Origin of the sequence: Psychromonas sp. Urea-02u-13 (genome assembly GCF_002835995.1) — a bacterium.
In the GTDB taxonomy this organism is placed as follows: Bacteria; Pseudomonadota; Gammaproteobacteria; order Enterobacterales; family Psychromonadaceae; genus Psychromonas.
The window spans coordinates 89025-104799 of the sequence record NZ_PJBZ01000070.1 but is presented as its reverse complement, the minus strand read 5'-3'; the positions used below and the strand labels follow the sequence as shown (position 1 = coordinate 104799).

Here is a 15775-nt window from a genome sequence, read left to right as displayed (position 1 = left end):
CGGTCTTAATTCATGAATCAGCTCTAAACGTTTTACTTTTTTGTTAAACAGAACTTGGCGCATTTCATCTAGCACACAAATTTGGAATATATTATTTGCTAGGTCGATACTAATTACGCTACATTTCATATTGGTCACTCCATGGGTTAGATTTGCTGAACACTCATCTAATATGGCACATTGCGATGCCTTCGTGGAGTGACCATCTCAGCACCCATAAACTTAAATTTTTAGTCTCTTGATTTCATTGGCATTAAAAATAGCTATTCATTATTTTCACAGTGAATTATGCGAAAACATATTGTCATGAACGGGCTAAGCTCTGCGTGCCCTTGTTGGAATAAATGATGGATGAGCGCAGACGAACAACTTTCTACGTGACTACCAATTATGCAGCTTAGCCAAACAAAGACTCCCGATAAAGCAACTCAGGAATGACGGGTGACACGGCTATTTTTATAACATTTAGGCAAATACTTCATTTCGGTAATCCAAATCCAATATATGCAACCATTTCATTGACGCACTACTTTACAAGCACTTACAATAGCCCTCAATAAATTATCTCTCTTAAAAGGTTTTGATATGGCTCTTCCCGATAAATTTATATTCTCCATGAACAGAGTGAGCAAGGTGGTTCCACCTAAGCGCACTATTTTAAAAGATATCTCTCTTAGCTTTTTCCCTGGCGCTAAAATCGGCGTTTTAGGTTTGAATGGCTCAGGTAAATCTACGTTATTAAAAATAATGGCGGGTGTTGATAAAGAGTACGAAGGTGAAGCACACGCTTTATCGGGTACAAAAATTGGTTACCTTCCGCAAGAGCCGATTCTTGATTTAGAAAAAAATGTACGTGAAGTCATTGAAGAAGGCGTCAGCGAAGTTAAAAATGCGTTAGCAGCATTAGACCAAGTCTATGCGGATTATGCAGTAGAAGGCGCGGATTTTGATGCGCTGGCTAAACGCCAAGGGCAACTTGAAGATATCATTGAAACACATGATGGTCATAACCTAGAAAACCAACTTGAACGTGCGGCTGATGCACTGCGTTTACCTGCTTGGGATCAACCGATTAAAGTACTTTCTGGTGGTGAACGTCGCCGTGTGGCTTTATGTCGTTTATTGCTTGAAAAACCTGACATGTTATTACTTGATGAGCCAACCAATCACTTGGATGCTGAATCTGTTGCATGGCTTGAGCGTTTCTTACACGACTACGAAGGGACTGTTGTTGCCATCACGCATGATAGATACTTCCTTGATAATGTAGCGGGTTGGATTTTAGAGCTTGACCGTGGTTACGGTATTCCATGGGAAGGTAACTACTCTTCATGGCTTGAGCAAAAAAATGATCGTCTTAAACAAGAAGCGTCTAAAGAGAAAGCGCGTCAACGCCAAATTGAGCAAGAGCTGGAATGGGTTCGTTCAAATGCGAAAGGACGTCAGTCTAAAAGCAAAGCGCGTTTATCACGTTTTGAAGAGCTTAATAATCAAGACTTCCAGAAACGTAACGAAACCAATGAGCTATTTATTCCAACCGGTCAGCGTTTAGGCGATCAAGTGGTTGATGTAAATAACTTAACTAAGTCATTTGATGGCCGTGTATTAATCGACGATTTAACCTTTAGTATTCCTAAAGGCGCTATCGTGGGTATTATCGGTGCCAATGGTGCAGGTAAATCAACGCTGTTTAAAATGTTAAGTGGCGCTGAAAAACCAGACTCTGGTGAGATTATCATTGGTGAATCAGTACAAATGGCCAGTGTTGAACAGTTCCGTGATCACATGGATGACAACGCGACCGTTTTCCAAGAGGTTTCTGGTGGTAGTGATATTATCCAAGTAGGTACGATTGAAATACCAAGTCGTGCTTATTTAGGTCGCTTTAACTTTAAAGGCACCGATCAACAAAAAACCGTGGGTAACCTTTCAGGTGGTGAGCGTGGTCGTTTACACCTTGCTAAACTGCTTAAATCTGGTGGTAACTTGTTATTACTCGATGAGCCAACCAATGATTTAGATATCGAAACGTTACGTGCACTTGAAGATGCATTGCTTGCCTTTGCTGGCTGTGTGATGGTGATTTCACATGACCGTTGGTTCTTAGACCGTATTGCAACACATATCATCGATTACCGCGATGAAGGTAAAGTGAACTTCTACGAAGGTAACTACACTGAATATGAAGCATGGTTGAAGAAAACCTTTGGTGCAGCAGCTGCTGAACCACATCGTATTAAGTACAAACGTATTAGTTAGGTTAACCCCTAAAAACAAAAAAGCCTCTATCAATAGAGGCTTTTTTTTCATATACGATAAACATCTGCACTAATTATAACCCCGTACATACTCAGCAGTCACAATATCCCCTAATGGCGATTCATGTGATGAATCTACTTTTTTATGTGTCACACCGCGTTTAGAAAAATAATGTTTAAGTTGTAATACTGAATGCTGGCTAGCCTCGTTTAATAACCGCGCTTTACATTCTGTACTGTTTTTATCTTTGTTTTTAAGCATATTAATCACCTTATATTTCAGTTCCACTAGCAGTATCAGACAAGCCCACCAGCGCCTTGCACCGATTGCTGACTATTTTCAACAAGAATAGCGGTGGCGGTTTTCTTTAAACTTAACCACTCGGCATCATCGATAAAAATTCCCTCTTTCCATGCTGTATGTTGCGTTTGAAGCAGTTCATTCGCATCAACCTGTGTGCTGTAACCATCGGATAACTCAGTAATATCAAAGTCCTGTACTGACAGCTCAATGGTCATATCGTGTAATTGCGCTTTGCTGTCAAAAAACAGCTCAGAAAAAAACAATTCGGGTATAACACAACCTCGATTCAGCACGCATAATGTGCGTTTAGGGCTACTGCCATTGTCCCATGCAGCCGAGCACGCAATGCCCTTTGAGGCTAACTTTACTAATTCACTAAAAGCCAGCCAGCGGTTATGACAGTTCTTTAAGGTTATTTTCAGCGATTTAAACCCCACCATATTTTCAATGGCATAATCCATCACCACCGGTAAATGACAAGCCACACTGCCGTTATGTAAATCAACCTCAAGGGTGTTTTGACTGTTGATATAAATGTCCGCCGGTAAGTCAATTTCTAACCCGAGGTACGCACTGGCGTTATTAAAATGACGTACGCCATGCAAACCCACCATTTGCAAATCAACCACCATATTGGCAATAACATCCGCTTCACCACAGGAACGGCGCATACCTAGAAAGGCTTTATTAACAGCCGTCACTAATTCATTGTGAGAAACGATCATAATTTTTTACCCTCGGACATTAGCCCATGATTTAACAATTCATTCTGATTTGGCAATAATGGAAATAACCAATCATCTTTTAATGTCTGCTGATGAATTTCATCGAGCAATGGCGCGCCTTGAAAAAAGGTCACACGCACCCATCTATCTGATCGCGGGTCAAAAGCCGTTGCGCCAAAAATAGATAATTTACAGCGCAGTAGATGAATAGGCAGTGCCTCTTTATGCAAAACATTCATTTGAATATCACCCATGACTTTGTTACCCAATGTCCAAACGCGCCTTGCAATGGTGCGATACTCAGGTTGCTTCACTAGAAATTCAGCCAAGGATAATGTCGGTGCGAGTTTAACCAGCGCGAGGTATAAATGATTTGCTTGGCGGCCAATATCTAAACGTGATTCTCGGTCTTCACCGGGTTCTTCTCCGCGTATGCCTAACCTTGGCTCTTCTTTGTCTTCAGAGCGATACCAGAACCAATACTGATTCTCTTGCTCTGTGTAATCTGTATTAATCGCCCAAGCGTAATTTTGTTTCAGTACCCGTAACAAGTCCTCAACTTTTTGACCACTTGGCAGAGACAGCGTTTCATCACAATTCATCTGCTCTTGATAGCTATCCACTAATTGCGGATAAATTTCCATCAAACAGGCCAGTAGAATCTCTTGTGTTTCTAAACTGAAATGAGCCGACTGCGCTAATAACGCACCCCAAGTCTGATGTTGTGCAACCCATCCCGCTAACTGACTAACAAGTTCTGTTAACTCAACGACCGCTAGCGCATTACACTCTTTTTGAACGTCGTTAATGGTCATTACCTGTTCAAGATGCTTAATCGCTTTTTGTAAAAAAAACTGTAATGGCACTAATTTAGCGCTCTCAGTTGCACATTCGAGCACAGCAGCTAAGGCTTTTTCTCGTGTTGTCATCCATTGATCAACCACACAAGGGTGATTAATGAGGTAAGGCGCCATGCCTAAACCCGTTGCATTACCCACGCCTAAATAACGTTGTAATTCACGATCTAAGGTTGCAGCTTGTTCACCACCGCGTTGTTTAGCGAGGTAATTAACCCAATCTAAACTAAATGCACGCAGTAGGTATACGGCACACATTTGAGCACTGAAAGACTGGTTAAAGTCAGGGTTGTTTTCTAATAGTTTAAAGTCGGCAATACCAAATTTCCCATTACCATAAACAGCGGTAGTACGTAGAATATAACCGACTTCTGCCAGCTCTTTTGCCGTTGGCTGCGTTCCTTTAGCAAGGTGTCCGACAATGTGTTCAAACACACGTACACTTTTGTTTGCTCGCGCTAATACCATGACATTATTGGGATTACGCCCCGCTTCTTGCAATGGCACATTGGCTTTCAATTTAGCCAGTAGGCTCATATCCACTTCACCATAAATCAGTGCGAAGGTGACATCCCATTTTTCAGCAATGACACGATCATTACGATCATCGTCCGCTATCTCATCGCAAAATACGACTAAGTGATAAATATGATTCGGTGTGGCTAATTTGTATATCACATGGCCAAAGCCCTGCGTGGAAAGTTGCCATTCATGTTGGCTGACTTTCCATTGTTGTTGTGCCATTTTACGAATCAATGTTCTGACAAAGCTAAGGCGAGTCTGGTGCATAGCCCCTAGTCTTTCTGGCGCCATCACAATTTCTGCATTGCGCATCTGTGTTTCAGTGTAGGTCCAACGATGTGCACTCATATTCCTCACCACTCTTTGATAGTTATAATAGTTTTTCATGTCCGAGAGGCTATGCACCCTCTCGATTTCAGCGACTTTGGTTAGTCTTATTTTTTTAGTGTTATTTTTGTTAGTGTTATAGCCCTTGCTCTTTAGCCATCTTTGACGCAATTTGTGGTGCGTTCCACAGTGATGGCAGCAAGATAAAAGAAACAGGAACAGCGGTGATCACAATGAAGGACTGCAGCGCAGAGATACCTCCGGAGCCAAGTGAGATTAATATTAATGCAGTGACCCCCATCATAACGCCCCAAAAAACACGAATAATGGCATTTGGCTCAGTCTCACCACTAATAACAACACTGATGGTATAGGTCATCGAGTCCCCTGTTGTGACGATAAATATCGTGGTCAAAATCAGGAATAAAATTGATACTAAGGTCGGCAATGGCAGCTGTTGTGTCATCGCTAATAATGCACCCGGTAAGTTAAAACCTTCAAATGCGCTACTCACACTGCCCGGGTTTGCAATTTCAAAGGCCAGCCCTGAGCCACCAACAATGGTGAACCAGAAACACGTTACTAGAGGGGCAATGACACTGATAGTAACAACCAACTGACGAATAGTACGACCACGAGAAATACGTGCAATAAAGATGGCCATCATCGGGCCATAACCCAAGAACCATCCCCAAAAGAAGACCGTCCACCAGCTTAACCAGCCTTCATCACCACGGTAAGTGGCCATTGGGATAAAGTTATCCAACATGCTACCGACACCTTGGATATAACTATTAAAGATGAAATTCGTTGGACCAAAAATCAGGATGTAAGCCATTAGCACCATCGCTAAAATAACGTTATAACGACTCAACATTTGCATCCCACGGTTTAACCCACTTAATGCAGATAAAGTGTACAAAACAATGGCAAAGATAATAATGATCAGTTGCGTGGTAAAACCATCGGGAATTTCAAACAACACATTTAATGCGTAACTCACTTGCAGACCTAAAAATCCAATAGGGCCGATAGTGCCGGCTGCCACCGCAACGATACAACATGCATCAATTAATGCGCCGGTATGGCCTTTAAGTGCACGCTCACCGAGTACGGGGTAAAGCAAAATACGTGGTTTTAGCGGTAAGCCTTTATCGTAATGTAAATGCATCACAACAATAGAGGTCAAACTGCCCACAATCGCCCAGGCTAAAAATCCCCAATGCATAAATGATTGTGATAATGCATTCACAGCGGCTTGTTGAGGATTGTCTTGCGCACCATAAAGGGGTGGCGCGCTGACAAAATGTGCAATTGGCTCTGCGGCGGCCCAAAAAACGCCCCCACCAGCGAGTAAGGTACAAAATATAATCGCCATCCAACGAAAGCCATCCATTTCAGGCGTTTTGATGCTGCCAAGAATAACCCGACCCGTGCGTCCCACAGCCAGACCAATACCAATCAAAAACGTCAGTAACAACAGTAACTGCCAATAAGGCCCAAAGAATTTTACCGCCCATGAAAACCCTGTATTCACTATGCTTGATAACATTTCACCATCATAGAGTGCGAACAAAACGAACAAGGCGATAAAACCGCCACTGTACCAAAAAGCGGGATTACTCAACCCCAGCTTATCAAAGGTACTGGATGGGCTATTTTCATTGAGTGCTTGGTTACTTAAAGATGACGTGTTATCACCTTCCACGTAAACAGCATGTTCACGCTTTGTGCTGTGACTTAAATCAGACATATTCGGGCTCCATTGATGACGTAGGTAGTGACCATATAAATAATGATGATAAGCGGGTTCTTTCCCCGCCTATGATTTGTCTATTAGGCGGGTTGTTTCCATGCTGAGTGGACAACTTTGTTTGACGTCGGCGCTAAACCGGCCTCTAAAAAGTTAAACCAATTCTCTCCCAATATTTTTCCTGTTTCAGATTCACTAAACCCTGAACGTATTAAACCGTTATAAATATTTTCCATGCCTGCGCTGCCACAAAACCAAGGTAATGCATCAGGCCATGCAGCATTGGTAGCAGACCCTTCGCCATAATCCATGGTTTTTGACCAACGGCCATTACGCATCCATTGCAAGACTTGTTGCGGTTGGTTAAGGCATAAATCGCTGCCGATGCCTAAATGTTCTACCCCAACTAAATCAGCCGTTTTCCCGACCATTTGACAGAAGTCTTCTAAGCTACATTGACTGCCATTAGGCAAGTGGAATGGGTATAAACTAAAGCCAATTAAGCCACCTCGTGCGGTTAAGGCTTTAATTACATCATTAGATTTATTACGCAGTGCATGGTGCGCGAAGTTAGGGTTTGCATGACTAATACAAATAGGGCGAGACGATAAATCAATCGCTTCAAGCGTTGAACGCTCTGCGCTATGTGACATATCAATCACCATACCCACACGATTCATCTCTTCGATAGCTTGCTTACCAAAACGGGTAATGCCGCTATCGTGTTGTTCATAACACCCAGTCGCTAACAAGCTTTGGTTATTATAAGTGAGCTGCATAATCAACAAACCTTGCTGACGCATCACTTCAATCAAACCTATTTCATCTTCAATCGGTGAGCAGTTCTGCGCGCCAAAATAGATACCCACTTTGCCGACACGTTTTGCAGTTGCTACATCTGCCATCGAATGAATCGGCATGATCAAATCCGCATTTTGCTCGAATCTTAAATTCCATTCAGCAAAACGCGTTAATGTTTCACGCGCATTTTCGTGGTACACCATAGTGGCGTGAACAGCCGTAATACCGCTATCTTTGAGTACTTGAAAGTATTCTCTATCCCAACGACAATACTGCAAGCCATCAATTATGATCCGTTTTTTATACATAATTATCCCTTAATACAATTACTTACATTGTTTCAAAACAGCTAACTGCTCACGACTAAGCCATTTATGATGAATGACTCATCTCAGGCTATTAATAAGCGCGTTGGTAAGCTGTTTTTACAACGGTATAAAATTCTTTTGCGTATTGGCCTTGCTCACGCGGACCAAAGCTTGACTCTTTTCGTCCACCAAACGGTACATGGTAATCGGTACCCGCAGTTGGCAAGTTGACCATCACACAGCCGGTTTGTGCTTGCTGTTTGAACATCGCACTGGTACGTAAACTTTGGGTAATAATGCCCCCAGTTAAACCAAATCGAGTATCGTTGGTAGTGGCAATCGCTTCTTCTAAATTAGCCACGCGAATAATGCTCGCCATTGGCGCAAACACTTCCTCTTGATTCACTTCCCAGCTATTTTGGGTATTCAAAAAGAGTGTTGGAGACATGTAATAACCGTCATGTTCTAAGTCCAAACGCTCGCCACCAAAGGCTAATTCAGCGCCACTTTGTTTGGCTTTAGCAATCCAATCAAAATTGGATTGTAATTGATTAGCATCCACTACAGGCCCCATAAACATGCCCTCTTTTAAAGCATGACCCACTTTTAATTCCGACATACGTTTAATCAGCGCATCAACATAGGCATCATGAACACCGTCCATTACCACTAAACGTGATGACGCTGTACATTTTTGACCTGCGCCTGAAAATGAACCTGCAATTGTTGCTTCAACGGCGGTATGAATATCCGCATCATCGGCAATCACTAAGGCATTTTTACTGCCCATCTCAAGTTGGCAACGTACAAAGTTTGGTGCCGTTGCGATGGCCACTTTACGTCCCGTATCAACAGAGCCCGTAAAGCTAACGCCATTAATTTCTTTTGAGTGAATAAGTGCATTACCCACTTCAGCACCATTACCCAGAATCAAGTTGAACGTCCCAGCTGGAATGCCCTGACGGTGAATAATCTCAGCTAAGGCCACGGCGCTCGCCGGTGTTAGGTTGGCAGGTTTCCAAATAACACTGTTACCAAACGCAAGGGCTGGGGCAATTTTCCAAGCAGCGGTTGCAGTCGGAAAATTCCAAGGCGAAATAATCGCAATCACCCCTACCGCTTCACGTGTCACTTCCACTGAAACGCCTGGTCGAACTGAATCGGCGCTATCACCTATTTGACGTAAAACTTCTGCTGCGAAATACTGAAAGAATTGACCTGCACGATAAATCTCGCCACGGCCTTCTAAAAACGGTTTACCCTCTTCACGAGAAAGTAACTTGCCCAGTTCATCACAACGTGCGATTAACTCATCACCGATGGCTTGTAATACAGCTTGTTTACGCTCAAGCGGGGTTTTTTCCCACTCTGGCTGCGCATTTTTTGCAGCCGCAATCGCTTGGTGAACTTGCGCTTCACTGGCCTGTGCAAAATCACCTAGGCTCTCTGTGATATCTGATGGGTTAATGTTTTTAATCGTGCTTGTGCCTGACTGCCATTGCCCGCCAATATAAAGCGAATTTTCTGTTTTTAGCGTTTCTGTTTGAAGCTGGTGTACTTGAGTCATGTTTGTATCCTTGTGATGGTTAGCGACCTTTATGCAGTCACTGGCCATATAAATAAGTGATTAATACTGTGATTAGGTTGTTTTTATTAACTAAATTATTTTCTAAAAAATGATTATTCGCTTTGAGAAACAGCAGCGTAAACTACAAATTCCACTAACATCTCTTCACGAGCGAGCCCAGCAACCACAATGGCAGCACGATTAGGATAAGGCGCATTAAAATACTCTGCGTAAATACTATTCACGGTTTTCAAATATTCGCGATCAGTCACATAAATTAATACTTGAAGCACAGAGTCTAAGGATTCGCCTGCACAAGTTAAGGTATGAGCTAGGTTACTAAAGGTTTGGCGTGTTTGCGCTTCGATACCACCAGCAACAACAGCGCCACTTTCATCAATCGGAATTTGTGCAGTATAAAGGGTACCGTTATTAACAATGGCCCATTCGAGCGGCGCTTTTGAAGCAAAGAGTGCTGTTTTAACAGGAAATTTAATGTTTTTATCGTTCATTTCATACTCACCATTAACAATAATTTAACAACTGGATAACAAGATGTTAGTACACTACCTTTTGAGTTCTGATAAATATAACGAGAAAATTATTACATTTGATAAGAAAAACTTATCACCTTATTAAGAACAAGGTAATTAGCGGGCTGACAAGAAAATGGGAGGCTCAAACTCCCTGAACACGAATAACTATTTTGTGATCCTGCTCTAAGAAGTGCTGTTTCAGCTTGTTCCATCGATTTAAAATATTAAGTGAAAAAGTACAGTTACGTGATTCAGATACAGTGACGGCCTTTGACTAACGATAAATAAATCGATAAAGTTTTTCCCCTTTGATAATAGAAATCTATCCACTTTCGCTAGCAGATTTAAGTGTCTGGTTAATCATCCGTTTAAAAGGCCCTCCCATGAATATTAAGCTACAACAATTAAGTCATTTTATAATGGTTGTCGAAGAAGGGGGATTTCGGGCCGCATCACAGCGAGCCAATCGTTCTCAAGCAGCCCTTTCCACCTCAATAAAAGAGCTTGAAAAAGTGCTCGGCCACTCACTCTTTGAAGCGGGAAACAAATCAACATTAACGGCATTTGGTGAAATCTGTTTACCCAAAATAATACAATTTTTGAAAAACTACCGTGCCTTAGACAGTGATTTACGCGCAGCAGCTGCAGGACAAGAGGGAAGAGTCAGAATAGCGAGCGTGCCTTCAGTGGCAGCCAAACTGATCACTAATGTATTAGGTCTATTTTGTGAAAAATATCCTAATGTAGAAGTCAGCTTAATTGATGATAATGCAGCCGGAGTCAGCGCGAGATTATTAGCAGGAGAAGTGGATTTAGCGCTGGGTAATATTTCTCATGTTGAAGATACCGCGATAGATTTTAGTCCGCTGATCACCGACCCGATTGGCGTGGTCTGCTTACCCGATAATCCCATCGCGTTACATGCGCAAGGCATAGAATGGCAAACCTTGTTAAGTCAGCCTTTTATAAGAAATGGAACGTGCACATTATTAGATCCCACCCCTGCGCGCGTGCTCAGTCAACATGCACTTTACTCAATAGAAAACATTACCTCTTTATTATCCGTATTAGAGCTGGGCATTGGTGTCACGACCTTACCTAAGCTTGCTTTTCCAAATAACGAGAGCCCGTTAATTTGGATCCCTTTAACGGATCCACCTCTTGAGCGTCAAATTGGTATTTTCAAACTGGCTAATAGAACCATTTCACCTCAAGCACAGATATTTCATGATTTATGCGTGCAATACCTCAACGATACCAAGCAATGTGAGTAAGCTTGGTTCTCTGCCAGGATAAAACACAGCACTCAGGTTAAATAATAATAACAATTGAAATTTGTCCGATTGTGATAATACCAAATGCAGCCAATCTATAACCTTATATTGCATAGGAAAAATCACTGCTCCCAAGGTATGAGTCGTTTTCAGCTTGAAAAAATCATCACACAGAGAGCGCTCGTTTTAACCAACAAGACGCAGCGCATATCAAACTCACTTGCGATACAAGCGCTTATTGCCAATAATATCTTAGCCAGTCATCAATAAAGGCTAAATATTCATCTATCATTAATAATACTTCGTCATATTTCCTTTCTGAACAGTTAATAAGTACAGAGGCAAACATGCTTAATAATGTAAGGTTATCAACCCTATTGGCACTCGGATTTGGAATATTGCTTTCCATTTCAATCACCACCTCTGTGCTTTCCTTCAGCGCGCTTAGTGATAATACGCAAAGCTTTAAGGACTATAGATTACTTGCTCGTGACACCAATTTAGCAGGTAGATTACAGGCGAATATGTTACTGGTACGTTTATATGTAAAAGAATTTTTCAAAACAGGTAGCCAAACAAGTGTTGAAAATTATCAGTCTCGACTTCAAAAACTTAATCTATTTTTAGACGAGGCACAACAAGAAATTCAAAAGCCAGAGCGGTCAAAAAAGATATCAATCATCAGTGAGTCAATTCATGATTACGTCAGAAATTTTGATACCGTCGTTGAACTCAAAGACCAAAGAGATCTCCTGGTATACGATAATTTAGACCCCGCGGGCATAGAAATGCGCATCAAACTTTCTGCGATTATGAAAAGTGCATTTAATGACAGAGACCCAGAAGCTTCCTACTATGCGGCACGTATGCAAGAGCATGTTTTACTCGCACGCCTTTATGCCAATAAGTTTCTCAACACCAATGCCCCCAAAGCATCACAACGTGCTGAGCAAGAAATTGGCATTAAACTTGACCCGTTAATAGTAATACTCGATAAGGAGCTCGAAAACCCGCAACGTCGACTTTTATTCAGCGAATTTCTTACCGCCAGAACCTTGTATCAAAAGCACTTAACGGCAATACAAAAATTAATTTCTACTCGTAATTCCATTATCAACAAACAGCTCGACGTCATTGGACCTGTCATTTCAAATGCAGCAGAAGACGTTAAACTCTCGGTAAAAAGTGACCAAGATATTTTAGGTCCCCTTTTGGTGAGCCAAAATGAACGCTTTTTAGTTTTCATTGGTTTTTTCTCTTTGTTTAGCACGCTATTTTCACTGGTTGTTGCTTGGTATATCAGTAAAAAAATCAAACACCCGATAGGTGGTGAGCCACTGGAAATAATGGCCATTACACAGCAAGTTGCACGTGGCTATACAGATATCGATTTTAAATCTAAACACGAATTAACGGGTATTTTTGCGGCATTAAAAGAGATGGTCAGATCATTAAACTTACGTGTCCAGCTTGCTCAAGAGATAGCAAAAGGTAACTTAGATACCGAAGTGACATTACTTTCCAGCGAAGACTCTTTAGGCCTTGCCTTGCAAAAAATGTTAACTGAATTAAAAGAAAGAAATAATAAATTATTACAGGAGAGCAAAGAAAAATCAGAGGTCATGGATAATATTGAACAACAAAACTGGCTGAAAACACAACTTGAAAAAATCAACTCCGCGATACAAGGCGTCAATAATTTACAGCACTTAACTGAAGAGGTAATACAACGACTTGCGGTCTCTGTGTCTGCTGGTCATGGCGTATTTTATATCTTAACCAAACCAGATAATGAAAAAGATGACATCCTGCTTAACCTCCTCGGCTCCTACGCATTTCAGCAAAGAAAACATGTTAGTAATCAGGTTGAGCTTGGCCAGGGACTGGTTGGTCAATGCGCACTAGAGAAAAAAGTGATCGTATTAACAGACGTACCCAATGAATATATACAAATATCTTCAGGTCTTGGCCAATATAAACCTTTAACAGTGATTGCCTTACCCGTGCTCTATGAAAATGACTGCCTAGGGGTCATTGAACTAGCCTCTTTCACCCCCTTTTCAACAATACAGCAAGATCTGCTTGGACAAATTGGCACTAGCTTAGGCGTGGTCATTAATAACGTACAAGCGCGCCAACGTATCGAAACGTTATTAGTTGATTCCAATAAACAAGCGGTCACATTACAAGAGCAACAAGAAGAGTTAAAAGCATCGAATGAAAATTTAATCGAGCAAACTCAACAACTAAAAGTATCTGAAGAGGAGCTGAGACAACAAAGTGAGGAGTTAACCGTCTCTAATGAGGAGTTAGGTAAAAAACAAAAAGATCTTCAAGCGCAAAAAGATCATATTGAAGCCTCGGAAAAAGCGCTAAGTATTCAAGCAAAAGAACTCACTATCGCCAGTAAATATAAATCTGAATTTTTAGCGAATATGAGCCATGAATTGAGAACCCCACTAAATAGCTTATTGTTATTATCAAAAAGTTTGGCAGAAAACAGTAGCGGGCATTTAGATGAGACAGAAGTAGAAGATGCCAACATCATTTATGATGGAGGGCAAAGTTTATTGTCACTCATCAATGACATACTCGACTTATCTAAAGTAGAAGCGGGGAAATTAAACATACATTTAGAAAATGTGCCTTTGCAACAAATTAAAAGTAGATTACTGCAGTTATTTAACCCCTTAGCGAATGATAAAAATATTAAATTAACAGCCGATATTGCCCTCGATTTACCTGAAAAAATAACCACCGATAGCCAACGATTAGACCAAATTTTACGTAACTTAATCTCTAACGCCATTAAATTCACCCCCGTAGGTGAAGTGAATATTAATTTCACTAAACCTGGCGAAGACATCCTCTTTAGAAATAACCACTTAACAGCACAAAACTGTATTGCGATTAGTGTTACTGATAGTGGTATTGGTATCAACGAAGATAAGATTCAAGCTATTTTTGAAGCGTTTCAACAAGAAGACGGTTCAACAAGCAGGAAATATGGTGGTACAGGGTTAGGGCTTACTATTGCACGAGAACTCAGTCACCTGTTAGGCGGAGAAATTCAACTAGAAAGTAAAGTTAATAGTGGCAGTTGTTTCACCTTATTTATTCCTATTAATAATGAGGGTGCTCATGAGCTAGATGAAGAAACAAAGCTCATTGAAAATGATATATCAACGCCTAAAAAAGAAGCCCCTGAAGCGCCCTCGGTGAAGGCCAGACATATCACTAATTTTGCAACAATGCAGCAAGAAATAGATCAGCAACTTAATGTGTTTATTGATGATGATAGATTCTCTATCAGCACTGCAGACAAATCCCTGTTAGTGATTGATGACGATAAGGTATTTGCTAGAATTTTAAGAGATCACGCGCGTAAAAATGGTTATAAATGTTTAGTCGCTGGCGATGGACGTTCCGGTATCTATTTAGCGCAACAACATAAACCCAGTGGCATTATTTTAGATTTAATGTTGCCGGATATTGATGGTCATCAGGTTTTAGAGCAACTCAAAGCAAGTAGCAAAACACGGAATATCCCCGTAGAGATCATTTCAGCCCATAGTGAAAATAAAAGTGAAGCGTTAACTCAAGGGGCAATTGGTTTACAAACTAAACCTGTGAGCAGTGAACAATTACAACAAGTGCTCAATGAAATAGAAAACCAATCAAAGGTAAAAACACAAAAAATATTAATTATTGAAGATGATAAAAATCACAGCACCGCAACAACTCGATTATTAGAAAATAGAGGATTGCAGGCAAACAGCGTTTCCACGGGTGAGGCAGGCATTAGTGAGATAACCACGGGGCAATACGACTGCGTGATATTAGACCTGGGTTTACCCGATATGACCGGCATTGAACTATTGCAGAAAATTAATAGTACAGAATTAGAACATTTACCTGCTTTCATCGTTTATACCGGTAAAGAACTGACTGATGCAGAGCAATCTGAATTAGACAAATACTCATCCACCGTGGTCATTAAAGGTGTCGATTCACCAGCACGTTTACTCGATGACATTTCACTATTTTTGCACAATATAGAAGAAAACGTTCAGCAGAATATCAGCGAAAAAGACAAACTATCGATGCGTTTATTACACGATGAAGACGACATGTTACAGGGCAGGAAAATATTACTGGCCGATGATGATATGCGTAATGCTTATGCCCTGTCTAAAAAACTACTGGCGATAGGTTGTGATGTTGAAATTGCTGATAACGGTAAAGAAGCACTGGAATTATTAGAAAAAAACAGTGATTTTGAGTTAATTCTGATGGATATCATGATGCCCATTATGGATGGTAATGAAGCGATGAGTAAAATCCGTAGCATGAAAGAGTATCAAAAAGTGCCCATTATTGCCTTAACCGCTAAAACAATGCCCGAAGATCGCGAGCTTGCATTAAAGTCTGGAGCCTCTGAATATTTAACAAAACCGATTGATTTTGAAAAGCTTATCTCTATTTTACGAATTTGGTTATTTAACCCAACATAATCTGAGCCAGAGCCTAAGCCTGATCACAT

General features: G+C 41.1%; 10 protein-coding genes. 3 read left to right on the top strand and 7 right to left on the bottom strand.

The features are described 5' to 3' along the window. Positions 1-585 precede the first annotated feature (585 nt). Positions 586-2259 (top strand): energy-dependent translational throttle protein EttA, encoded by a 1674-nt coding sequence (gene ettA / locus CXF74_RS14120; RefSeq protein ID WP_101083169.1) that lies wholly within the window; start codon positions 586-588, stop codon positions 2257-2259. A 69-nt stretch (positions 2260-2328) separates the two neighbouring features. Here ettA and CXF74_RS14115 read toward each other — a convergent pair whose 3' ends face one another. From CXF74_RS14115 to CXF74_RS14085, 7 genes are all read right to left on the bottom strand, one after another. Beyond that, positions 2329-2520 (bottom strand): hypothetical protein, encoded by a 192-nt coding sequence (locus CXF74_RS14115; RefSeq protein WP_101083168.1) that lies wholly within the window; start codon positions 2518-2520, stop codon positions 2329-2331. 35 nt (positions 2521-2555) lie between these two features. Then, positions 2556-3287 (bottom strand): DUF3726 domain-containing protein, encoded by a 732-nt coding sequence (locus tag CXF74_RS14110; protein WP_101083167.1) that lies wholly within the window; start codon positions 3285-3287, stop codon positions 2556-2558. Further along, positions 3284-5014, bottom strand: a complete 1731-nt coding sequence (locus CXF74_RS14105; protein WP_198552861.1) for a hypothetical protein — start codon at positions 5012-5014, stop codon at positions 3284-3286. Before CXF74_RS14105 ends, CXF74_RS14110 begins: the two co-directional genes overlap by 4 nt. Before the next feature lie 115 nt (positions 5015-5129). Beyond that, a complete protein-coding gene (locus tag CXF74_RS14100) occupies positions 5130-6746 on the bottom strand; it encodes a BCCT family transporter (RefSeq protein ID WP_101083165.1) in 1617 nt (538 codons plus the stop codon). Positions 6747-6829: 83 nt separating this feature from the next. Beyond that, positions 6830-7855, bottom strand: a complete 1026-nt coding sequence (locus CXF74_RS14095) for a membrane dipeptidase (protein ID WP_101083164.1) — start codon at positions 7853-7855, stop codon at positions 6830-6832. Positions 7856-7946: 91 nt separating this feature from the next. Continuing rightward, positions 7947-9422 carry an aldehyde dehydrogenase family protein gene (locus CXF74_RS14090; protein WP_101083163.1) on the bottom strand — a complete coding sequence of 492 codons (1476 nt, stop codon included), beginning with the start codon at positions 9420-9422 and terminating at the stop codon, positions 7947-7949. Positions 9423-9535: 113 nt separating this feature from the next. Then, positions 9536-9934, bottom strand: a complete 399-nt coding sequence (locus CXF74_RS14085) for a RidA family protein (protein WP_101083162.1) — start codon at positions 9932-9934, stop codon at positions 9536-9538. 407 nt (positions 9935-10341) lie between these two features. On the opposite strand from CXF74_RS14085, the gene CXF74_RS14080 reads away from it, so the two are divergent. Beyond that, positions 10342-11232 carry a LysR family transcriptional regulator gene (locus tag CXF74_RS14080; RefSeq protein ID WP_101083161.1) on the top strand — a complete coding sequence of 297 codons (891 nt, stop codon included), beginning with the start codon at positions 10342-10344 and terminating at the stop codon, positions 11230-11232. A gap of 347 nt (positions 11233-11579) precedes the next feature. After that, positions 11580-15746 carry a response regulator gene (locus CXF74_RS14075; protein WP_101083160.1) on the top strand — a complete coding sequence of 1389 codons (4167 nt, stop codon included), beginning with the start codon at positions 11580-11582 and terminating at the stop codon, positions 15744-15746. The last annotated feature ends 29 nt before the right edge of the window (positions 15747-15775 follow it).

Excerpts from the sequence above, each read along its gene's own strand:
- CXF74_RS14075 (WP_101083160.1), top strand. The coding sequence starts at position 11,580 with ATGCTTAATAATGTAAGGTTATCAACCCTATTGGCACTCGGATTTGGA.
- CXF74_RS14105 (WP_198552861.1), bottom strand. The coding sequence starts at position 5,014 with ATGAGTGCACATCGTTGGACCTACACTGAAACACAGATGCGCAATGCA.
- ettA (WP_101083169.1), top strand. The coding sequence starts at position 586 with ATGGCTCTTCCCGATAAATTTATATTCTCCATGAACAGAGTGAGCAAG.
- CXF74_RS14085 (WP_101083162.1), bottom strand. The coding sequence starts at position 9,934 with ATGAACGATAAAAACATTAAATTTCCTGTTAAAACAGCACTCTTTGCT.
- CXF74_RS14090 (WP_101083163.1), bottom strand. The coding sequence starts at position 9,422 with ATGACTCAAGTACACCAGCTTCAAACAGAAACGCTAAAAACAGAAAAT.
- CXF74_RS14100 (WP_101083165.1), bottom strand. The coding sequence starts at position 6,746 with ATGTCTGATTTAAGTCACAGCACAAAGCGTGAACATGCTGTTTACGTG.
- CXF74_RS14110 (WP_101083167.1), bottom strand. The coding sequence starts at position 3,287 with ATGATCGTTTCTCACAATGAATTAGTGACGGCTGTTAATAAAGCCTTT.
- CXF74_RS14115 (WP_101083168.1), bottom strand. The coding sequence starts at position 2,520 with ATGCTTAAAAACAAAGATAAAAACAGTACAGAATGTAAAGCGCGGTTA.
- CXF74_RS14095 (WP_101083164.1), bottom strand. The coding sequence starts at position 7,855 with ATGTATAAAAAACGGATCATAATTGATGGCTTGCAGTATTGTCGTTGG.
- CXF74_RS14080 (WP_101083161.1), top strand. The coding sequence starts at position 10,342 with ATGAATATTAAGCTACAACAATTAAGTCATTTTATAATGGTTGTCGAA.